18 protein-coding genes are annotated in these 21,176 nt (G+C 71.5%); 8 read left to right on the top strand and 10 right to left on the bottom strand.

Features of this window, described 5'->3' with window-relative positions; all coding sequences use genetic code 11:
* Position 1: 1 nt before the first annotated feature.
* The gene (locus D1J63_RS13325; protein WP_125629048.1) at positions 2-733 is read right to left on the bottom strand and encodes a Mut7-C RNAse domain-containing protein; all 732 of its coding nucleotides are present in this window, start codon (positions 731-733) and stop codon (positions 2-4) included.
* A gap of 58 nt (positions 734-791) precedes the next feature.
* The gene (locus D1J63_RS13320; protein ID WP_125629047.1) at positions 792-1,496 is read right to left on the bottom strand and encodes a hemolysin III family protein; all 705 of its coding nucleotides are present in this window, start codon (positions 1,494-1,496) and stop codon (positions 792-794) included.
* A gap of 287 nt (positions 1,497-1,783) precedes the next feature.
* Between D1J63_RS13320 and D1J63_RS13315 the strand changes: the two genes are divergently transcribed.
* Positions 1,784-3,604 (top strand): phosphoenolpyruvate carboxykinase (GTP), encoded by a 1,821-nt coding sequence (locus D1J63_RS13315; protein ID WP_125629046.1) that lies wholly within the window; start codon positions 1,784-1,786, stop codon positions 3,602-3,604.
* Positions 3,605-3,967: 363 nt separating this feature from the next.
* A complete protein-coding gene (locus tag D1J63_RS13310; RefSeq protein WP_125629045.1) occupies positions 3,968-4,822 on the top strand; it encodes an alpha/beta hydrolase in 855 nt (284 codons plus the stop codon).
* Positions 4,823-4,985: 163 nt separating this feature from the next.
* Here D1J63_RS13310 and D1J63_RS13305 read toward each other — a convergent pair whose 3' ends face one another.
* The 4 genes from D1J63_RS13305 to D1J63_RS13290 all read right to left on the bottom strand — a co-directional run bounded on the left by D1J63_RS13305 (position 4,986) and on the right by D1J63_RS13290 (position 9,798).
* On the bottom strand, positions 4,986-5,408 hold the full coding sequence (locus D1J63_RS13305; RefSeq protein ID WP_125629044.1) for a hypothetical protein: 423 nt from the start codon (positions 5,406-5,408) through the stop codon (positions 4,986-4,988).
* Positions 5,409-5,498: 90 nt separating this feature from the next.
* Positions 5,499-6,710 carry a pyridoxal phosphate-dependent aminotransferase gene (locus tag D1J63_RS13300; RefSeq protein WP_125629043.1) on the bottom strand — a complete coding sequence of 404 codons (1,212 nt, stop codon included), beginning with the start codon at positions 6,708-6,710 and terminating at the stop codon, positions 5,499-5,501.
* 138 nt (positions 6,711-6,848) lie between these two features.
* The gene (locus tag D1J63_RS13295; RefSeq protein WP_125629042.1) at positions 6,849-8,459 is read right to left on the bottom strand and encodes a D-aminoacylase; all 1,611 of its coding nucleotides are present in this window, start codon (positions 8,457-8,459) and stop codon (positions 6,849-6,851) included.
* A gap of 37 nt (positions 8,460-8,496) precedes the next feature.
* On the bottom strand, positions 8,497-9,798 hold the full coding sequence (locus D1J63_RS13290; protein WP_125629041.1) for an alanine racemase: 1,302 nt from the start codon (positions 9,796-9,798) through the stop codon (positions 8,497-8,499).
* Positions 9,799-9,932: 134 nt separating this feature from the next.
* On the opposite strand from D1J63_RS13290, the gene D1J63_RS13285 reads away from it, so the two are divergent.
* The 6 genes from D1J63_RS13285 (at position 9,933) to D1J63_RS13260 (ending at position 15,930) form a co-directional block, all read left to right on the top strand.
* The gene (locus tag D1J63_RS13285) at positions 9,933-11,012 is read left to right on the top strand and encodes a sugar kinase (protein ID WP_125629040.1); all 1,080 of its coding nucleotides are present in this window, start codon (positions 9,933-9,935) and stop codon (positions 11,010-11,012) included.
* Positions 11,009-11,773, top strand: a complete 765-nt coding sequence (locus D1J63_RS13280) for an IclR family transcriptional regulator (RefSeq protein ID WP_125629039.1) — start codon at positions 11,009-11,011, stop codon at positions 11,771-11,773. The genes D1J63_RS13285 and D1J63_RS13280 overlap by 4 nt, the downstream gene beginning before the upstream one ends.
* Positions 11,770-12,180, top strand: a complete 411-nt coding sequence (locus D1J63_RS13275) for a RidA family protein (protein ID WP_102928255.1) — start codon at positions 11,770-11,772, stop codon at positions 12,178-12,180. Before D1J63_RS13280 ends, D1J63_RS13275 begins: the two co-directional genes overlap by 4 nt.
* A gap of 123 nt (positions 12,181-12,303) precedes the next feature.
* Entirely contained in the window at positions 12,304-13,785 is a 1,482-nt protein-coding gene (locus D1J63_RS13270; RefSeq protein WP_102928256.1) for a gluconate:H+ symporter, read from the top strand.
* 89 nt (positions 13,786-13,874) lie between these two features.
* On the top strand, positions 13,875-14,540 hold the full coding sequence (locus tag D1J63_RS13265) for a hypothetical protein (protein ID WP_125629038.1): 666 nt from the start codon (positions 13,875-13,877) through the stop codon (positions 14,538-14,540).
* Between the two features lie 67 nt (positions 14,541-14,607).
* Positions 14,608-15,930, top strand: a complete 1,323-nt coding sequence (locus D1J63_RS13260) for an Nramp family divalent metal transporter (protein WP_164712826.1) — start codon at positions 14,608-14,610, stop codon at positions 15,928-15,930.
* A 31-nt stretch (positions 15,931-15,961) separates the two neighbouring features.
* Here D1J63_RS13260 and D1J63_RS36900 read toward each other — a convergent pair whose 3' ends face one another.
* The 4 genes from D1J63_RS36900 to D1J63_RS13240 all read right to left on the bottom strand — a co-directional run bounded on the left by D1J63_RS36900 (position 15,962) and on the right by D1J63_RS13240 (position 21,129).
* On the bottom strand, positions 15,962-17,200 hold the full coding sequence (locus D1J63_RS36900) for a hypothetical protein (protein WP_206436768.1): 1,239 nt from the start codon (positions 17,198-17,200) through the stop codon (positions 15,962-15,964).
* A gap of 199 nt (positions 17,201-17,399) precedes the next feature.
* Positions 17,400-18,671, bottom strand: coding sequence for a hypothetical protein (locus tag D1J63_RS13250; RefSeq protein ID WP_125629036.1), 1,272 nt, complete (start codon positions 18,669-18,671; stop codon positions 17,400-17,402).
* Positions 18,672-18,740: 69 nt separating this feature from the next.
* Positions 18,741-19,253 (bottom strand): SigE family RNA polymerase sigma factor, encoded by a 513-nt coding sequence (locus tag D1J63_RS13245; protein ID WP_125629035.1) that lies wholly within the window; start codon positions 19,251-19,253, stop codon positions 18,741-18,743.
* 157 nt (positions 19,254-19,410) lie between these two features.
* Positions 19,411-21,129: a glycoside hydrolase family 18 protein gene (locus D1J63_RS13240; RefSeq protein WP_125629034.1), complete on the bottom strand. Its 1,719-nt coding sequence runs from the start codon at positions 21,127-21,129 to the stop codon at positions 19,411-19,413.
* Between the last annotated feature and the right edge of the window lie 47 nt (positions 21,130-21,176).

Here is a 21,176-nt window from a genome sequence, read left to right as displayed (position 1 = left end):
CTCAACCGCCCTGAGTACTCCTGCTCACGGCGCGCTCCACGATCGCCTCCAGTTGCTCGTGGTGCGCGCCCCGCCAGTAGGCCCGCCCGCACGCCGCGCACTGGGCGAAGACGTCGTAGGAGCGCTGCGTGCCGCCCTTGAGCTGCTCCGCCACCTCTTCCTTGGTGGCCGGCCGGAGCAGTCCGTTGCAGGCGGTGCACCGCGTCCACGGGCGCAGGTCGGGCCGGAAGCGGTCCAGGACCTCCTGGAGCTGTTCGTCGGGGCGGGTGCTGTAGACGTAGGCGCCGGACCACAGCTCGCGGCGGCGCAGCAGGCCGCGGTCGCGGCTGAGCATGACCCGCTTCTCCGCCGCCGACAGTGCGGCCAGCGCCGGGTCGCCGAGGTCCGTCGACTCGTACGCCGTGTCCACCCCGAGCAGCCGCAGCCGCCGGGCCAGTGTGCCCAGGTGCACGTCGAGCAGGAACCGCAGGGGAGCGCCGGGGACGTGCTGGGGGTGCCGCACGGGCCGTACGCGCACCGACTCGCCGCCCGCCGGGATGTGCCCGGGCGGCACCTCGCGGCCGTCGACGAGCAGGGTGCCGACCTCGGTGAGCGGGACGCCGAGGGACTCGACGAGGTGGCCGAGGGTGGAGACCCCGTCGGTGGCCGCGCGGACGGCGCCGGCGGCGCGGGCACGCGGGACGAACAGGTGCAGCTCGGGGGCGAACTCGACGTGGATCTCGGGACCGTTCACCCGGCCAGGATGCCACGGGGGCCGCGCCCGGCCCCGGCCTTTTCGTGCCGGTGCGCGCCTAGTAGGCGACCAGCGAGATCCCCACGTAGTGCGCGATGAAGGCGGCCAGGGTGAAGGAGTGGAAGACCTCGTGGAAGCCGAACCAGCGCGGTGACGGGTTGGGACGCTTGAGGCCGTAGATCACGCCGCCCGCGCTGTAGAGCACACCGCCCACGATCACCAGGACCAGGACGGCGATGCCGCCGGCCCGCATGAACTCGGGCAGGTAGAAGACGGCCGCCCAGCCCATGGCGAGGTAGCAGGGGGTGTAGAGCCAGCGCGGGGCGCCCACCCAGAAGACGCGGAAGACGATGCCGGCCGCGGCGGCCGCCCAGATGCCCCACAGCAGCCACTCGCCCTTGGCGCCGGGCAGCAGCAACAGCGTGAGCGGGGTGTAGGTGCCCGCGATGATCAGGAAGATGTTGGCGTGGTCGAGACGGCGCAGGACGCCGTCCATGCGCGGACTCCAGTTCCCCCGGTGGTAGAGGGCGCTGACGCCGAACAGGAGGCAGGCCGTCAGCACGTAGACGCCGCAGGCTATGCGGGCCTCGGGCGACTCGGCGAGGGCGGTGAGCACCAGACCGGCGATCAGGACCGCCGGGAACATGCCGAGGTGCAGCCAGCCGCGCAGCTTCGGCTTGACCGGGTGCGGGAGGGAGAGCGCTACAGGGCCGCGGCCGCCGGCCGGGGCGTCCTGGGGCGCGTCGGGGACGGACGCAGTCATGGGCGCATCGTACCTACGGTTCCGTAAGTTACGTATCAGTACGGGCGACTGCCGTGCGGTGAGTGGCCATCGTCTCACGGGGAACCCGGCGGTGCACTCCCGGTCCGGGCACGTGGCGCTCCTCACGCCGCTCAGGTGTGACGCCCTCTGGACAGATGGGCGCTCGCGTCGGATGATCAAATGAGTGCGGTCGACACCGGATGAGCGCCCACGAGGCAAACGTCACGCATCCGGGTCGCAGCCCCCACGGGGCCTCCCAACAAAAAACCCCTCATTTAGGAGCAATCGTGGCGCGCGACATCGCGGCTCCCCCCGTCCCCACCCACCACCAGGAACTGATCTCGTGGGTCAACGAGATCGCCGAACTGACCCAGCCGGACTCCGTGGTCTGGTGCGACGGATCCGAGGCCGAGTACGAGCGCCTGTGCGGGGAGCTCGTCGAGAAGGGCACCTTCCGCAAACTCGACCCGATCAAGCGCCCCAACTCCTACTACGCGGCCTCCGACCCCTCCGACGTCGCGCGCGTCGAGGACCGGACCTTCATCTGCTCCGCCAAGGAGGAGGACGCCGGCCCGACCAACCACTGGAAGGACCCCGCCGAGATGCGGGCCATCTTCACCGGTGAGCAGGGTCTGTTCCGGGGCGCGATGCGCGGCCGGACCATGTACGTCGTGCCCTTCTGCATGGGCCCCCTCGGCTCCCCGCTCTCCGCGCTCGGCGTCGAGATCACCGACTCCGCCTACGTCGCCGCCTCCATGCGCACCATGACCCGCATGGGACAGCCGGTCCTGGACGAGCTGGGCGAGACGGGCTTCTTCGTCAAGGCCGTGCACTCCGTCGGCGCCCCGCTCGCCGAGGGCGAGGCGGACGTCCCCTGGCCCTGCAACAGCACCAAGTACATCTCGCACTTCCCCGAGGACCGCGAGATCTGGTCCTACGGCTCCGGCTACGGCGGCAACGCCCTGCTCGGCAAGAAGTGCTACGCCCTGCGCATCGCCTCCGTCATGGCCCGCGACGAGGGCTGGCTCGCCGAGCACATGCTGGTGCTGAAGCTGACGCCGCCCACCGGCGAGCCCAAGTACGTCGCCGCCGCCTTCCCGTCGGCCTGCGGCAAGACCAACCTCGCCATGCTGGAGCCCACGATCTCCGGCTGGACCGTGGAGACCATCGGCGACGACATCGCCTGGATGCGCTTCGGCGAGGACGGCCGCCTGTACGCCATCAACCCCGAGGCCGGCTTCTTCGGCGTCGCGCCCGGCACCGGTGAGCACACCAACGCCAACGCGATGAAGACCCTGTGGGGCAACTCGGTCTTCACCAACGTCGCCCTCACCGACGACGGCGACGTGTGGTGGGAGGGCATGACCGAGGAGACCCCGGCCCACCTGACCGACTGGAAGGGCAACGACTGGACGCCCGAGTCCGGTACGCCCGCCGCGCACCCCAACGCCCGCTTCACCACGCCCGCCGCGCAGTGCCCGATCATCGCGCCGGAGTGGGAGGACCCCAAGGGCGTGCCGATCTCGGCGATCCTCTTCGGCGGGCGCCGCGCCACCGCCGTCCCGCTGGTCACCGAGTCCTTCGACTGGAACCACGGCGTCTTCCTCGGCGCCAACGTGGCCTCCGAGAAGACGGCCGCCGCCGAGGGCAAGGTCGGCGAGCTGCGCCGCGACCCCTTCGCCATGCTGCCGTTCTGCGGCTACAACATGGGCGACTACATGGGGCACTGGGTCGATGTGGCCAAGGACAAGGACCAGTCCAAGCTGCCGAAGATCTACTACGTCAACTGGTTCCGCAAGGACGACGAAGGCCGGTTCGTGTGGCCCGGCTTCGGCGAGAACGGGCGCGTCCTGAAGTGGATCGTGGAGCGCCTGGAGGGCAAGGCGGACGGCGTCGAGACCCCGATCGGCGTGCTGCCGACCAAGGAGTCGCTCGACACCGACGGCCTCGACCTCGCCGACGCCGACCTGGAGTTCCTGCTCAGCGTCGACAAGGAGGTCTGGCGCGAGGAGGCCGCACTGGTCCCCGAGCACCTGAACACCTTCGGCGACCACACGCCCGCCGAGCTGTGGGACCAGTACCGGGCCCTGGTGCAGCGCCTGGGCTGACCGTCCTCACCACCAAGCTCCGTGGCCGGTCCGACTAGCCCTGACCCGCGAAGTCGTCACGAAGGCCGGCCACGAGGGGGTCTCCCCGCGCTCCAGTAGCTCAGCAGTACCCGGGGCGCGGGAAGGTCCCGCTCGGGCCGGGTCACCGCACAACGGCGTGCGGAGGACCCGGCCCTTCGGCATGTCCGGCGCCGTGCCCCGCCGCACCGTCGGCGCGCGGCCGGGCGCCGGTGCTCGCCGGGCCGGTGAGCGATGAGTTCGGGGGACGGATCGGGTCAGTCCTCGTATGACGCGAATCATCACTGACCTCCCGGGCTCTCCGGACCGAGCCGCGACCCGTCCACGGCGTCCGGCGGTGATCCGATGAGCACGGTCGAGGCCAACGGAATCACCTTCGGCATCGAGTCGTTCGGCGCCGACGACGCGCCGCTCGTCCTGCTCGTGGGCGGGCCGACGATGCTCTCCTGGCCCGACGCGCTGTGCGAGCGGCTCGCCGCCGGAGGGTGCCGTGCGGTGCGCTACGACCTGCGCGACAGCGGGGAGTCGACGACGCGGGATCCGCAGGCGCCCGCGTACACCCTGCGCGATCTCGCCGCGGACGCGGCGGCCCTCACCGACGCCCTCGGGGGCCGGCCCGCGCACCTCGCGGGGATCGGCGTCGGCGGGATGGTCGCCCAGGTGGCGGCGCTCGACCATCCGGCCGCGTTCTCGGCGCTCACCCTGGCCCGTACGCGCCCGGTCGCTCCCGGCCCGCCCGACGACGACCTCCCCGACCACGACCGGGCGGCGATGAGCCGGCTGTTCGCGCGGGCGAAACCCGACTGGGCCGACCGCGAGGAGGTGGCGGAGTTCGCCGCCGGCGGCGCGGAGATCCTCGGCGACGACCCGGCCGCCGCACGCGCGGTCGCCGCGCGCATCTGGGACCGTACGCCCGGCACGTCGGAGGCGGTCCAGACGGCCAACCAGCTGGGCCTGGTGTTCGCCAAGCTGGACTGCGCCCCCCGATGGCGCGAGCGCCTGCCCGGGATCGACATCCCCACCCTCGTCGTCCACGGCCGCCGCGACCGCTTCTTCCCCGTCGGCAACGGCGAGGCGATCGCACGCGAGATCCCCGGGGCACGCCTGCTCGTCCTCGAGGAGGCCGCCACCGCGTTTCCCGATACGACGGTCGACGAGATCGCCGGGGAGATGCTCGCGCTCGCACCGAGGAAGCGGTAGGCCGGCCGCGGCGGCCGATCGTCCTCGCGGTGTTCGTGCCGCGCGTGGTCCGCACGGCGACGCCGATGCGTACCGCCGCGCGGTACCACGCGGTGAGTGGCACCCGGCCCGCGCGTCGCTGCGGGTGCGCGCGGACCGGGGCCGTACGGGGGCCCGTGAGGGCTCAGCGGGACGCGAGTTCGCGTGGCTCCAGGGCCGCGGCGTGCGCGTCCATGCGCTCGGCGGTCAGGATCGCGACCGCCGTGTCGGCGCGGGAGGCCGCGACCACCAGGGCGCGGGCCGCCAGCGTGTGCGCCCGCCGGTGCAGGGTCGCCGGACACGGCGCCGGATCGGTGGCGGCCACCTGCAGCCGGACCGGCGGCCGGCCGCCCCGCAGCCGGGCCACCTGCTCGGCGAGCCGGTCGGCGGCGGTGTCCAGGCCGGGGTCGGGCTCCAGCGCGCGCAGCTCGTCCGTGACGGCGAGCAGCGCCGCGAGATGGCCCGCGAGCTGGATGTCCAGCTCCTCGCCCCGGGACCGGTGCGGAAAGTCCGGGGTGCCGTCGGCCATCGTGCTGTGGACCGACTTGTTGCGGATCGGCTCGTACATGGGATGGCCTCCTGAGTGCTTCAGGAAACCATCCTACATTAGATCCAATCTAAAGTTGACGCCGTTCGTGACACAGCTCCGGGCCGGGGCTCAGTGCTGGCCGTACCCGTCCAGGAAGTTCCCGATCCGGCCCACCGCCTCGCGCAGGTCCGCGGCCGTCGGCAGGGTGACCACCCGGAAGTGGTCGGGCTCGGGCCAGTTGAAGCCCGTGCCCTGCACGACCATGATCTTCTCCTGGCGCAGCAGGTCCAGGACCATCCGCCGGTCGTCCTTGATCTTGAAGACCTTGGGATCGAGTCGCGGGAAGAGATACAGCGCGCCCTTCGGCTTCACACAGGTCACGCCCGGGATGCCGGTCAGCGCCTCGTGGGCGGCGTCCCGCTGCTCGCGCAGCCGCCCGCCGGGCAGCACCAGCTCGTTGATGGTCTGCCGTCCGCTGAGCGCCGCGACCACGCCGTGCTGGCCCGGCATGTTGGCGCACAGCCGCATGTTCGCCAGGATCGTCAGACCCTCGATGTAGGACTCGGCGTGCGCGCGCGGACCCGAGATCGACATCCAGCCGACCCGGTAGCCGGCCACCCGGTACGCCTTCGACATGCCGTTGAAGGTGAGGGTCAGCAGGTCGGGGGCGATCGCGGCGGTCGGGGTGTGCGTGGCGTCGTCGTAGAGGATCTTGTCGTAGATCTCGTCGGAGCAGACCAGCAGGTTGTGGCGGCGGGCGATGTCCGTCAGCCCGCGCAGCATCGCGTCGTCGTAGACCGCGCCCGTCGGGTTGTTCGGGTTGATGATCACCAGCGCCTTGGTGCGGTCGGTGATCTTCCGCTCGACGTCCGCGAGGTCGGGCATCCAGTCGGACTGCTCGTCGCAGCGGTAGTGCACCGCCGTGCCGCCGGAGAGCGAGACGGCGGCCGTCCACAGCGGGTAGTCCGGTGCCGGGACGAGCACCTCGTCGCCGTCGTCGAGCAGGCCCTGCATCGCCATCACGATCAGCTCGGAGACGCCGTTGCCGATGAAGACGTGCTCGACGTCCGTCTCGATGCCGAGGGTCTGGTTGTGCATGACGACCGCCCGGCGCGCCGCCAGCAGGCCCTTCGCGTCGCCGTAGCCGTGGGCCGTGGAGACGTTGCGGAGGATGTCCTCCAGGATCTCCGGAGGGCACTCGAAGCCGAAGGCGGCCGGGTTGCCGGTGTTCAGTTTCAGGATGCGGTGCCCGGCTGCTTCCAGCCGCATCGCCTCCTCGAGCACCGGGCCCCGGATCTCGTAACAGACGTTGGCGAGCTTGGTCGACTGGATCACCTGCATGTCCGTGAGCTTACGACCCGGTTACGGTCCATGGGTCGTGTTATCCGCCACTTGAGACGTGCGGTATGGGCGGATTTCGTCACTCGCCCGCCGCTCACCCGCCGCTCACCCGCCGCTCACCCGCCGCTCACCCGTCACTCACCGGGGGCTCCGTCGCACCGAGCGGCCCGCCAGTACGTCCGTGCGCCGTCCGTCCTCCATCACGAACCGCCCGTCGACCAGCACGTACGGGATGCCCGTCGGCAGCACCCGCGGCTCCTCGAAGGTGCTGCCCGCCGCGACCGTGGCCGGGTCGAAGAGGACCAGGTCGGCCCGGTACCCCTCGCGCACCAGACCCCGGTCCGGCAGCCGCAGCCGGGCCGCCGGGCGGGAGGTGAGGTGGGCGACGCACTCCTCCAGCGAGAGCACGCCCAGCTCGCGGACGTAGTGGCCCAGGTAGTGCGGGAAGGTGCCGTAGGCGCGCGGGTGCGGCTTGGCGCCCTGGAGGATGCCGTCCGAGCCGCCGGTGTGGACCCGGTGCCGCATGATCGCGCGGACGTTCTCCTCGTGGCCGACGTGCTGGAGGATGGTCGGCGCCAGCCGGTCGGCCAGCAGCAGGTGCCGGGCGACCTGCCACGGGCTCTCGCCGCGCAGCCGCGCCGACTCCAGGACCGTCCGGCCGACGTACTCCGCGAGCGCCGGGTCGCCCGTGCCGGAGATCTCGATCGTCTCCCACTCCATGGGCACGCCGTGGGAGCCGTCGGAGCCGATCTGCTCCATGTGGTGCCGGATCCGCTCGGCGGTGTCGTCGTCCGCCAGCCGCTCCAGGATCCGCTCCGGGCCGCCCTCGCTCGCCCAGCTCGGCAGCAGCGCCACGAGGGTGGTGCAGCCGGGGGTGTACGGGTAGGTGTCGAGGGTGATGTCGGCGCCGCCCGCGAGTGCCTCGTCGAGCAGGGTCAGCAGCTCGGGCGCCCTGCCCTTGTTCACGCCGAAGTTCATGGTCGCGTGGGCGAGGTGGAGGGGGCAGCCCGCCTCCCGGGTCAGCTCCACCATCTCCTCGTACGCCTTCAGGGCCCCCGCCCCGTACGAGCGGTGGTGCGGGCAGTAGTAGCCGCCGTACTGGGCGACCACCCGGCACAGCTCGGTCAGCTCGGCGTCCTTGGCGTACATGCCGGGTGTGTACGTCAGCCCGGACGACATGCCGACCGCGCCCTGCTCCAGGCCCTCGGCGACCAGGCGCCGCATCCGCTCCAGCTCGGCGGGCGTCGCCTCCCGGTCGTCCCAGCCGACGGCGAGGGCGCGCACCGTGCCCTGCGGGATCAGGTAGGCGGCGTTCACGGCGATGCCGCCATCGAGCCGGTCCAGGTACTCGCCGACCGACCGCCAGTCGAAGTCGACGTCGTCCCCGTGGCCGTTCCATCCGGCGATCGCCCGGCGCACCTCGCCGAGGGTGCGGTCGTCTACCGGCGCGTACGACAGCCCGTCCTGGCCGATGACCTCCAGGGTGACGCCCTGGGCGGCCTTGGCGCTGTGGTCGGGGTCCCGCAGCAGCGCCAGGTCGCTGTGGGCGTGCATGTCGACGAAGCCGGGGGAGAGGACCAGGCCCTCGGCGTCCAGCTCGCGGCGTGCCTTGGGGCGCTGGCACCCGGCGGCCGCCGCCTCCTTGACGATCGAGACGATCCGGCCGCGGTCGACCACCACGTCGGCCCGGTAGGAGTCGGCGCCTGAGCCGTCCACGACGTCGGCGTCCCGGATGACCAGCTCTTCCATGCTTCTTCTCCCTCTTCTCCCTCAGACCCCGGATGGCTCAGAAGAACGTGCGGATGTAGTCGACGACCGTCCCGTCCGCCTCGGCGACCGGGATGAGCTGCCACTTGTCGAAGGACGTGCAGGGGTGGGACAGACCCAGGCCCACCCAGTCGCCCACCTCCAGCTCCGCCCCGGGGCCGGTGCGCAGCCAGGCGTGCTGGTCGGACAGGCCGCTCACGGCGATGCCGGCCGCGGGGCGCTCGGGGCCGCCGTCGGCCGGGCGGACCACCTGGGCGAAGGGCAGGTCGAGGTCGTACGCCGCGTCCCGCTTGCCCGCGTTGGCGAAGGCCTGCTCGGCGGAGGGGCGGGAGACCACCTGCGTCCACAGCCGGAACGCGGGCTCCAGGGCGCCCTCGGCGGGGACGCGGTTGAAGGGGGTCACCTCCCGGTAGTGCCCGTCGTCGTGGGAGACGTACGCGCCGGAGCGCAGCAGCTTGAGTACGGGCCGGGAGAGGCCGGGCACCTCGGCGAACACGTCGGCCACCGCGTCGAACCAGGCGCTGCCGCCCGCGCTCAGCACGATCTCGTCCAGGCCCTCGAACCGGCCGGCCCTGTCGAAGTCGGCCGCCAGCGCGACCAGCCGCCGCAGCCACGCGTGCACACGCTCCGGGTCGGCGTCCGGCACCTCGCCCTCGTACCCGGCGACCCCCGCCAGCCGCAGCGTCCGCGTCCCGGCCACCGCGTCGGCGACCGCCGCGCAGTCCGCCTCCGTACGGGCCCCGGTCCGCGCGCCCGCACCGGCGCCCAGCTCGACCACGACGTCCACCGGGCGGGCGGCCCCCGCCGCGGTCAGGGCCGCGTCCATCAGCTCGACGCCGCGCACGGAGTCGACGTAGCAGACGAAGCGGAACTCCGGGTCGGCGTCCAGTTCGGCCGCGAGGCGGCGCAGCGCGGCGGCGTCGACCAGTTCGTTGGCCAGGAAGATCCGCCCGATGCCGAAGGCCCGTGCCACCCACACCTGGTGCGGCACCGCGAGGGTGATGCCCCAGGCGCCGTGCTCGATCTGGCGGTGGAAGAGCTGCGGGGCCATGGAGGTCTTGCCGTGCGGCGCGAACGCGAGGCCGTGCCGGGCGGCGTACGTCTCCATGAGCTTCAGGTTGTGCTCCAGGCGCTCGGCGGAGAGCGCGAGCACGGGGGTGGCGAAGCCGTCGGTGAAGAGGTTGCGGCGCCGTCCGGCCAGTTCGGCCAGGGTCAGGCCGTACGCGTCCGGCGGGAGGCCCTTGAAACGGTGGTCGACGCGCTCCCCGGCCAGCTCGGCGAGGGCTTCGCGGCCATGGACGGGGCCGTTGTCGAGGGCCATGGAGCCTCCCTGATCTGATCTGTTGCAAAGCTTGCAACAGTCGTTGCGTATATCGCTTACTGCTGTCTAACATCTCGGCGAACGCGGGGTCAACGGAGCCGCCGCCCGCGAGACGCAGAGGAGCCAGGACCATCGTGACCGTCGACGGACCCCGCAGCACCGCCCCCGACGTCGTGGACGTCGTCGCGCTCGGCGAGTCCATGGTCACCTTCCTCCCCTCCGTACCCGGCCGCCTCGCCGACGTCCCCTCCTTCGACCGGGCCATCGGCGGCGCCGAGTCCAACGTGGCCTGCGTGCTCGCCGCCGCCGGACACTCCGTCCGCTGGGCCGGCCGGGTCGGCGCCGACGGCTTCGGCGACCACCTCGTCGAGGCGATCGGCGCCTACGGCGTCGACGTCGGCGCCGTCCGCCGCGATCCCGCCCGCCCGACCGGCGTCTACTTCCGCACGGCGGGCGACCGGGCCACCGACGCCCACGAGGTCGCCTACTACCGGGCGGGCTCGGCCGCCTCCGCGATGTCCGTCGACACCATGGACCTCGACGCCGTCCGCTCCGGCCGCGTCCTGCACCTGTCCGGCATCACGCCCGCGCTGTCCGCCGGCTGCCTCGGCCTGACGCGCGAGCTGACCGCCCGCCGCCCCGGCCGCCCCCTCGTCTCCTTCGACGTCAACCACCGCCCCGGCCTGTGGCGCGACGCCGGCGACGGCCACGGTCCCGAGGTGCTCCTGGAGCTGGCCCGCGGCGCCGACCTGGTCTTCGTCGGCGACGACGAGGCGCGGGACGCCTGGGGCCTCGACGGACCCGAGGCCGTACGCGCGGCGCTGCCCGAGCCGGCGGTGCTCGTCGTCAAACAGGGCGCGACCGGCGCCACCGCGTACCACGGGGACCAGGTCACCTCCGTGCCCGCCCTGCACGTCGACGTCGTCGCCGCCGTCGGCGCGGGCGACGCCTTCGCCGCCGGGTTCCTCTCCGCCACCCTGCGCGAGCGGCCCGTACGCGAGCGCCTGCGCCACGGCCACCTCTGGGCCGCCGCCGCCCTCACCGTCCCCGGCGACCTCGCCGCGCCCCCCGCCCGCGACCACGCCGACCGCCTGGCCGCACTGGACGACACCGCGTGGGGGAGACTGCGACTCGGCCCCGGCTGGACACAGCACGGCGAAAGGCCCGGCGACAGGGCGGGCGAAGGGGCCGACGAGGAGGTACGCACACCATGAGTCAGACCGTCGACCGCGCGCTCAGCATCCTGCCGCTGCTCGCCGAGGGCCCCGCCGACCTGGGCCGGGTCGCCGACCGCCTCGGCGTGCACAAGTCCACGGCCCTGCGCCTGCTGCGCACCCTCCACGACCACGGCTTCGTCTACCGCCAGGCCGACCAGCGCTACCGCCTCGGCGCCCGGCTCATCTCCCTCGCCCAGGAGGCGATGGAGAACCTGGACGTCCGCGAGATCGCCCACCCCCACCTCGTACGCCTCAACGAACAGGTCGGCCACACCGTCCACCTCGCCGTCCACGAGGAGGACGAGGTCCTCTACATCGACAAGGTCGAGAGCCGCTACCCGGTCCGCATGTACTCCCGGATCGGCAAGCCCGTCGCCATCACGGTGGCGGCCGTGGCCAAACTCCTGCTCGCCGACCTCCCCGAGAACGAACGCCGCGCCGTGGTCGAGAAGCTCGACTACCCCATGTACACGGCCCGGTCGACACCGAATGCCGAAGGGTTCCTCAAGGAACTGGCCAAGGTGCGCGAACAGGGCTGGGCCACCGACCTCGGTGGCCACGAGGAGTCCATCAACTGCGTCGCCGCGCCCATCCGGGGCGCCGACGGCCGGGTGGTCGCCGCCATGTCGGTCTCCGCGCCGAACGTGGTCGTCACCGCCGACGAACTCCTCACCCTGCTCCCGCTGGTGCGCCGTACGGCGGACGCCATCAGCGGCGAGTACTCCGGCAGGACCCCAGTCAAGGAAGTCACCGCATGACCGACAAGATCGCTCTCGTCCCCGCGACCCACACCGTCCCCCCGGCGAAGTTCAGCCACGGCGTGAAGAAGGGCAACATCCTCCAGGTCGCCGGCCAGGTCGGCTTCCTCCCCCACGAGGAGGGCAAGGCCCCCACCCCGGCCGGTCCGACCCTGCGCGAGCAGACCCTCCAGACCCTCGCCAACGTCAAGGCGATCCTGGAGGAGGGCGGCGCCTCCTGGGACGACGTGATGATGCTCCGCGTCTACCTCACGGACGTCGGCCACTTCGCCGAGATGAACGAGATCTACAACGCCTACTTCGAGGAGCAGGGCCTCACCCAGCCGCCCGCCGCGCGCACGACCGTCTACGTCGGTCTGCCCGCCGGCCTCCTCATCGAGATCGACGCGCTCGCCGTCCTCGGCTGACCGCCCCTCCCTCTCCGCCTGTCTGACTGTCTGTGAACGGCACGGCGTCCCCCACCCCTTGGGGCGCCGTGCCGCGCTCCTCCCTGCCCGAAAGCTCCATGTACTTATCCAGAGGACCCCCGTATGTCCTACTCGTCCCTCCCTCTTGCCGCCGCCTCCGAGGCCCCACCCCACACCGGCGGTCTGCTCACCCTGATCGACGGCACCGCCGGACTGCTGACCGTCGCCGCCATCGGCATCGCGCTGCTGCTCTTCCTCATCATCAAGGTGCGGCTGCAGCCCTTCGTCGCGCTGCTCGCCGTCTCCATAGCCGTCGGCCTGCTCGCCGGCCTGTCGGTCACCGAACTCTTCGGCACCGTCCAGAAGTCCGACGCCGTCTCGACCATCGAGTCCGGCATGGGCGGCATCCTCGGCCACGTCGCCATCATCATCGGCCTGGGCACCATGCTCGGCGCGATCCTCGAAGTCAGCGGCGGCGCCCAGGTGCTGGCCTCCCGCCTGCTCGGCCTCTTTGGGGAGAAGCGCGCCCCGCTCGCCATGGGCCTCACCGGCCTGATCTTCGGCATCCCGGTCTTCTTCGACGTGGGCATCTTCGTCCTCGCGCCCATCGTCTACGCCGCCGCCAAGCGCTCCGGCAAGTCGATCCTGCTCTACTGCCTGCCGCTGCTGGCCGGCCTCTCCATGACCCATGCCTTCCTGCCGCCGCACCCCGGCCCGGTGGCCGCCGCCGGACTGCTGAACGTCAAGCTCGGCTGGATCATCCTCATGGGCATCGTCTGCGGCATCCCCGCCGTCCTCGCCGCCTGGGTGTTCTCCGCGTGGATCGGCCGCCGCATCTTCGTGCCCGTGCCGCAGGACATGGTCGAGGCGTCCGAGGAGGCCAAGCAGGCCGTCGTCGAGGAGCAGCGCAAGGCCGGCGTCGCGCCGCACGAGACCCCGGTCGCGCTCGGCACCGTCATCGGCATCATCGGCACCCCGCTGATCCTGATCCTCGCCGCGACCTTCTCCTCCATCGCCCTGGACCCGTCCACCCTCCGCTCGGTGATCGAGTTCTTCGGCAACCCGTTCGTCGCCCTGACCATCGCCCTGCTCCTCGCCTACTACCTCCTCGGCATCCGGCGCGGCTGGTCCCGCAAGTCCCTGGAGACCGTCTCGACGGCCTCGCTGAAGCCGGTCGGCAACATCCTGCTGGTGGTCGGCGCCGGCGGTGTCTTCGGCGCCGTCCTCAAGGCCAGCGGCGTCGCCCAGGCCCTCTCCGACACCTTCAACGACGTCGGCCTGCCGGTGATCGTCCTCGCCTACCTGATCTCCGTGGTGCTGCGGGTCGCCCAGGGCTCGGCGACGGTGGCCATCGTGACGACGGCGGGCATCGTGGCGCCGCTGCTCGCCGAGGGCGACCACTCGCAGGCGTTCGTCGCCCTGGTCATCATGGCCATCTCCGCGGGCTCCATCTTCGCCTCGCACGTCAACGACGGCGGGTTCTGGATGGTCGCCAAGTACTTCGGCATCAGCGAGCGGGACACGCTCAAGACGTGGACCGTGCTGGAGAGCGTGCTGTCGGTCGCCGGGTTCGTGGTGGCGGCGGTGGTGAGCCTGTTCGTGTAGGCGGCTCGTGTAGGTGGCTCGTGTAGGCGTCTGATAACGAAGTTGGGGCTGGCTGTGCCCGACACAGGATCGTCGACCATACTGCCCGCGTGGAGCAGCGCAGAGGATCGACGAGCCAGCCCCTGGAAGGCGCCGGATTCGACCCGGCATTCATCCCCGGGCTCACCGCACCCGTGTCCGGTGAGCCGGAGGACGCGAGACGCGACGAGGCGGAGAAGGACGCCGGCGCGGAGTCCGAGCAGCCCTCGGAGCCCTCGTCGGAGCCCTCGCCCGTCGGCGAACCGCTCGCCGAGGACGCCGCGGAACCGGAGGACGAGGCCCCCGTGGACGGCCCGGTCTTCGAGGCCTCCGACCGCCGCGCCAGGATCGTCGCCGACCACAAGGGCGTACGTCTCTCCCTCGACGACCAGAGCTGTGAGTTCCGCTGGGACGAGGTCGGGGCCGTCGAGACGGAGACGGGACGCTTCGGCAAGCGGTTCACGGTGACGGTGCACACGCCGGACCGCCGCTGGTACCCGATCGAGATCGAGGCCGCGTCCCGAAGCCGCTTCCCGGAGTGGGAGTCGGCCCTGGACGAGGTCCTCGACGCGTACTTCGAGGACGGCGAGGCGGAGACCGGGCCCGAAGCGGGCGGGGCCGCCGAAGCCGAAACCGAAGCCGCCTCCAAGGAAGCGAAGGACGCGGAGGACACAGAGGACACGAAGGACGCGAACGACGCGAAGGACGCCGAGGAGGCCACCGCCCGCGCCGAGTAGGCGCATCGGGTGAAGATCCGTGCACGCCCTCTTGTCGCACCGGCGACCATGGGCTTTCTTGACCTCCATGGCGGACACCACGGGCAACACCTCAGACGCAGGCGTGATGGGCGGTGCCGACTCGGCCCCCCGTAAGTCCAGTTGGCGCTACATCGGTCCCGGCATCGTCGTCGCCGCCACCGGCGTCGGCGCCGGCGACCTCGTGGCCACCCTCATCGCGGGCAGCAACTTCGGCTACACCCTGCTGTGGGCGGCGGTCATCGGCTGCCTCGTGAAGATCTCCCTCGCCGAGGCGTGCGGCCGCTGGCACCTTGCCACCGGCCGCACACTCTTCGACGGCTGGGCCAGCATCGGCCCCTGGACCACGTGGTTCTTCGCGATCTACGCCGTGATCTGGGGCTTCGTCTACGGCGCCGCGGCGATGTCGTCCAGCGCCCTGCCCCTCCAGGCCCTCTTCCCGGACGTGATGGGCCTGGAATGGTGGGGCATCGCCTGCGGCCTGGTGGGCCTGGTCTTCGTCTGGTTCAACAAGTACAACGTCTTCGAGAAGGTCATGACCGTCCTGGTGGGCGTCATGTTCGTCGTCACGGTGTACCTGGCGATCCGCGTCACGCCCAACCTGGGCGACGCCTTCGCCGGACTCCTCCCGGTCCTCCCGGACGAGAAGGACTCGGTTCTCAACACGCTGGGCCTGATCGGCGGCGTGGGCGGCACCATCACGCTGGCCGCGTACGGCTACTGGGTCAACGCCAAGGGCTGGACCAACACCGGCTGGATGAAGGTCATGCGCCTGGACAACCGGGTCGCCTACGTCACGACCGGCATCTTCGTCGTCGCGATGCTCTTCGTCGGCGCCGAACTGCTCCACTCGGCAGGCATCGCGATCGCGAGCGGCGACAAGGGCCTGATCCAGCTCGGCGACATCCTGGAGGCGCAGTACGGCACGGCGACCGGCAAGCTCTTCCTCATCGGCTTCTTCGCCACCTCCTTCACCTCGCTGATCGGCGTCTGGCACGGCGTGAGCCTGATGTTCGCCGACTTCCTGGCCCGCCGGCGCGGCGAACGGGAGGCACGGGGCGACGAGTTGGCCTCGGGCCGCCGCGAACGCTCCTGGGCCTTCCGCGCCTACCTGCTCTGGCTCACCTTCCCGCCCATCATCCTGCTCTTCCAGGACGAGCCCTTCCGCCTGATCATCATCTACGGCGTCCTGGGCGCCGCCTTCATGCCCTTCCTGGCCCTCACCCTGATGTGGCTCCTCAACTCCTCCCGCACCCCGCGCGAGTGGCGCAACGGCAGCCTCAGCAACGGCATGCTGGTCGTCGCAGGGCTGCTGTTCCTGGTGCTGTGTGTGAAGCAGATCTGGGACCAGCCGTGGTCGGAGTTCTTCTGACGACCGGTCCCGGCCGGTCCGGGGCGTCGCCTCAGAAGCCCATCGACTGCATCTGCACGTCCATGGTCGCTTCGTGTGCCCGTTCGCTGAGCTTCTCCAGGGAGTGCCCCTGGTGTTCCCTGACCGCCCGTACAACCTGGGGGTGCTGCTGCTCGAACCGCTTGACCTGCTGGCTGAGTTCGGCCAGGTTATTGCCGAGCGAGACCATTCCGGCAGCCGTGGAGACCACCTGACCGCCGGGAATGAACGCGCCCGCGAGTCGGCCCAGCATCGTACCGACGCCCAGAGAACTGGCTGTCTTGGCGGCGGCGTTCGTGCCGAACGCCCGTTTCATTTCATGCCAGTTCTGAGTGAGCCTTTCACCTTCCCCCGGGCTTTGCGCCGCGATCCTCTGCACGATGCCGTCCGCCTTTTCGACATCCGCCTCGGAGGCGAGGTACGCGGCCCAGCGGACGCCGTCCCTGATCTCGTCCCACTTGGACACGTTGCCGGAAAGTGCGTCGAGGCGTCCGGTGAGCGCCCCAGTCGCCCCCTGCATCGCCGCCTCCGCCGCCGTAGTACGCGGCGTGGCATCGGCCATTGCGTCCGCGGCCCTGCCTGCCACGGAGTCCATGAGGCCCCTCCGGCCGGATCCGGCGCCGGTCGTGCTGCCGGATCCGGCGGCGGTCGGCCTGCGCGAGAAGGGGGAGGCCGGATTGCGGAGCGGCGCCTGGCCCACGGGGGCGCCGGCCGTTTCCCCGGTGGGCGGGCCGATCCGGTCGCAGATGTCGGCGGCCAGCCTCTTCGCGCCGCCTTCGTTGTCGTCGTAGACGCGAGAATCACTGTCGCGCAGCATTTCGTCGATCGTGTCGTCGAGCCGATAGTGCACGCTTGCCGCGAGCGCCTCGCTCACCCGGTAGCGCTTGGCGTACTCGGCGCGTACCGTCACCCCGTTCCGGGAGAGGAACTCCTTCACGTCCCCGGCGCTGCTCATGCCCTGTGGGGTCGCCGACTGCGGGCCCCGCACGCTGATCCGCCGCTGCACCGCGGGCGTACCGAGGCCGCCCGAGGGCGCCGGGGCCCGGTGTCCGCAGCCGGGTCCGTGCGGGTGCCGTTCCTGTGCCCAGGGGTGTCCGGCCATGCGCAGCATCTGGACGACTCCGGCATTGCCCAGCGAGGCCTGGGCCCCGGGGAGCCCGCGCGGCGCGGTCCTGTCGCGTGCCGGGCGCTGACGATGCGGCTGCCGACCGGCGCCGCCTCCGGTGGTCTTGTCGACGGCCTGATCGCGCAACGGAGTACCTCTTCCCTGACTGTGCGGTGGTGTCCGGACGAGGACGGGACTCTCCTGGATACCTCCGCACCGTGTGCGCAGCCAGGTGCGCGCGGGCAGAGTGGGTGGTCGAACGCGCAGACTTCGGGCCGGCGGGCGGGCGTACGGAAGACGTCGGCCGAGGCAGGAGCAGCCGGTCGCCCCGGGCCGTACCCGCCTCCTACCGCAGCTTGTCCCACTCCTCACTGAGCGCGATCTCCCGCAGCTGGTCCATGGTCAGCGCGGGAGCCTCGCGGGTGGGCCGGCCGTGGGCGGAACCGTTGTTGAACTCGCTGATCACCACACGGAAGCCGTCGTCACCGGGCCGCATGGTGTCGACCGTCCACATCAGAACGCCCGGAACCCGGTCGTCGCCGACCCCCTGGTGCGTGGCGACACGCGTGCCGTCGGAAAGGGTCTCACCGGAGGCGTAGAGCTGGCCGGCGACATCGTCCATGCCGTGCTGCACATTGACCTGGACGAGACTCGCGCCACGCCCGTCGTCGACGACGACGTAGGAGTACTCGGTGTCCTGACCACCCTTCTTGACCACGTCCAGCCCGGCGGGAAGCAGCCCGACGAGCGTTTCGGTGATGTCCTTGCCCGACACGGCGGGCGGCCGCTCCTTCTCGGGGGCACCGGCGGCGGTCGGCGTCGGCCGGAGCGGCGTGGCCGCCACCACGTCGCGCCACACGTCGGCCGTGACCAGCTTCTTCAACGCCTCGGTCGACAACGGCGGGTCCTCCCGCGTGACGGGCGCGCCCTTCTGGGCGGAGGAGTTCCACTCGCTCACGCTGACGTGCTGCCCCTCGGCCGTGACGAGGTCCGCGGACCAGAGCTTGGTGTCGACCCGCCGGTCGGGATACTCGTAGCCCTGCAGCAGCCTGAGCGTCGAGCCGTCGTCCAGCCGGCTGGAGTCGCAGGAGTCGTACGGGACGAAGGTCTCGTCCGGGCACTGGGTGAGCTGCCCCACCTCCGCACCCTTGGGCTCGACCCGCCCGAAGCCCAGACTGATCGCGGCCGCGCCCTCACCGTCGTCGAACACGACCTGCGCGTACGGCCCCGGCTTCTCACCGGAGCCCCGCGCGTCCTCCCCGCTGAACTTCCCCGCCGGAAACAGCTCCTTCAACGACTTGAGGATCGCGTCGCCGGAAACGGGCTCCGCGGCGGCCGAGGCGGACGCGCCGGCGGTGGCCTGGGACGCCACGGAGGACTGCTCGCGGTCGTCGGTGCCCCCCGACGGCAGCAGCATCGCCCCGCCCACCCCGATCAGGGCGACCCCGGCCACCCCGCCGAGCACGCCGGTACGGCGCCGCGTCAGCGCCCGGCGCCCGCGGTTGCGCCCCGAGTCGACCAGGGCCGTACGGTCGGCGGCCCGGAACGCATCGCCGGTGTCGCGCAGCGCGGCGGCGAGCCGCTCCTCGAAAGGATCCTGGTGCTGCTCTTCGGGCATGGCGAACCACCCTTTCCGCGTGGGTGAAGAGAGATGAGAGAAGACGACGAAACGGAAGGCGAACGGACGTCAGGGCCTGGCGTACTCCGCGAGATCCTCGCCCAGCAGCGCCCGCAGCCGGCCGAGCGCCCGCGAGCACCGCGTCCGCACCGCCGCCGAACTGACGCCGAGCACGTCGGCGGTCTGCTCGACCGAGCGGTCGTCCCAGTACCGCAGGACCACGACCGCCCGGTCCTTGGCGGGCAGCCGCGCGAGCGCGTCCAGCAACGTCAGCCGCAGCGTGGCGTCCCCGTCACCGGCGCCCGGCAGCTCCGGGAACGCGTCGGTGGCCCGCTCCCCGCTGCTGCGCCGCCGCTGATGGGCGAGGAAGGCACGGGTGAGCACGGTCTGCGCGTAGGCGGCCGGGTTCTCCACCCGCGACACGCGTCCCCACCGCACGTACAGCCGCCCGAAGGTCTCCTGCACGAGATCCTCGGCCAGATGCGTGTCCCCGGCGGTGAGCAGACAGGCGGACCGGAACAGATGCCCGGCCCGCGCCGCCGCGAACTCGGCGTACTCGTCCGACCGTCTCTGCCGTGCCATACCCAGCGCCCCCGATGTCTGCTGCCTTCACCTCACCAATGCGGTGGCCCCCGCAAAATGTTTCATACGAACTTCACAGCAGGCGGCCGGCCTTCCGGCGAAAGGCCCCCGCCCGCGTGTCAGCGGGCAGGGGCCAGGGTGTCGGGGTCGGTCGGAGCTACGGCATCGCGTCGACGTGGGCGCCCACCGAGCTCGACCACGCGTTGCCCGCGGTCGCGTCCCAGTTGGTGGACCAGGTCATCGCGCCGCGCAGGTCGGGGTACGTCTTCGAGGGCTTGAAGGAGCCGCAGTTGGTCGCCTTGGTTAGGCAGTCCAGGGCGGCGTTGACCACCGACGGGGAGACGTAGCCGCCGCCCGCCGCGCGGGTGGAGGCCGGCAGGCCGAGGCCCACCTGGGACGGGGCGAGGCCGCCCTCGAGCTGGATGCAGGCCAGGGCGGTGAGGAAGTCGACCGTGCCCTGGGCGTAGACCTTGCCGTCGCAGCCCAGCATCGTGCCGCTGTTGTAGTACTGCATGTTGACGACCGTGAGGATGTCCTTCACGTTCAGCGCGGTCTGGAAGTAGCCGCCCTGCGTCGACTGCATGTCGATGGTCTGCGGGGCCATCGTCAGGATCATGTCCGGGCCGGCCTTCGCCGACAGGGCGCGCAGGGCCTGGGTCATGTAGGTCGGGTTGAGACCGTTCTCCAGGTCGATGTCGACGCCGTCGAAGCCGTACTCCTGCATGAGCGAGTAGACCGAGTTGGCGAAGTTCGTCGCGGAGGAGGCGCTGTTCACCGAGACGGTGCCCTTCTCGCCGCCCACCGAGATGATGACCTTCTTGCCCGCGGCCTGCTTGGCCCGCACATCCGCCTTGAACTGGTCGACCGTGTAGCCGCCGAGCCCGGCCGAGTCGAGGTTGAAGGTGACGGCGCCCGGCGTCGTGGTCGCGTCGGCGAAGGCCACCGCGATGATGTCGTACGCCGACGGCACGTCGGAGATCTTCTGGACCGTCGCCCCGTTGTTGAAGTTCTGCCAGTAACCGGTCACCGCGTGCTTGGGCAGGTCGCCGCCGTTGCCGCCGCCGTCGTCCGGCGCCGTGGTGCGGGCCGTCACCGCCGCCGACTTCGCCGACTCACCGGCCGCGTTCGTCGCCGTGACCTGGAAGGAGTACGAGGTGGAGGCCGCGAGGCCGGTCACCGTCGCCGACGTGCCGGTCACCGCGGTGACCTTCGTGCCGTCGCGGTAGATGTTGTAGCCGGTGGCGCCCGAGACCGTGTTCCAGGTGAGGGAGGCCGAGTTCGGGGTCGTACCGGAGACGCTCAGGCCCGCCGGGGCCGCGGGGACCGTGGGGTCGGGGTTCCCGTCGTCGCCGCCACCGCCCCCGTCCGGGCCGAAGACGGACAGGTCGTCGACGTAGTACGCCGACTGCCCGTACCAGCCGTGCGTGTAGACCGTCACGGAGGTCGTCGAGGAGCCGGTGCTGAAGGTGGTCTTCAGCTGCTTCCAGGAGGTCGAGTCCGGCGTCCAGGTCGACACGTCCGTGGTGCCGGTGCCCGTCACGCCCAGGTAGGTGTAGCCGCCCTGCACCCACGCGCTCAGCGTGTACGTCGAGTTGGGCTTCACCGCGACGCTCTGCGAACAGCGCGCGTTGTCCTGCCCGGCCGGGGTGGCCTTCAGCGCGGCGGAGCCCGAGTGCGCGGGGGAGGAGACGGTGGTGCCGCTCCCCGCCGAGCACGTCCAGTTGCTCAGACCGGACTCGAAACCGGCGTTCTTGGCGTTGTTGACGTCGGCGGCCGATGCCGGGCCTACGGCCGTGAACGCGAGGGCCAGCGCGGCGGTGACGGCGCCCGTCAAGGAGCCGAGACGTCTTCCGCGCCGTCTGCGTACGGGGTCCACTGCTGCCTCCGGTGTGGGGTGGGGCGGGATGGGGACGGTGGCCACCG

This window comes from Streptomyces sp. KPB2 (assembly GCF_003950055.1).
GTDB classification, from domain to species: Bacteria; Actinomycetota; Actinomycetes; order Streptomycetales; family Streptomycetaceae; genus Streptomyces; species Streptomyces salinarius.
Note: the sequence above shows the minus strand (reverse complement) of the source record. Positions and strands in the feature narration are given on the sequence as shown.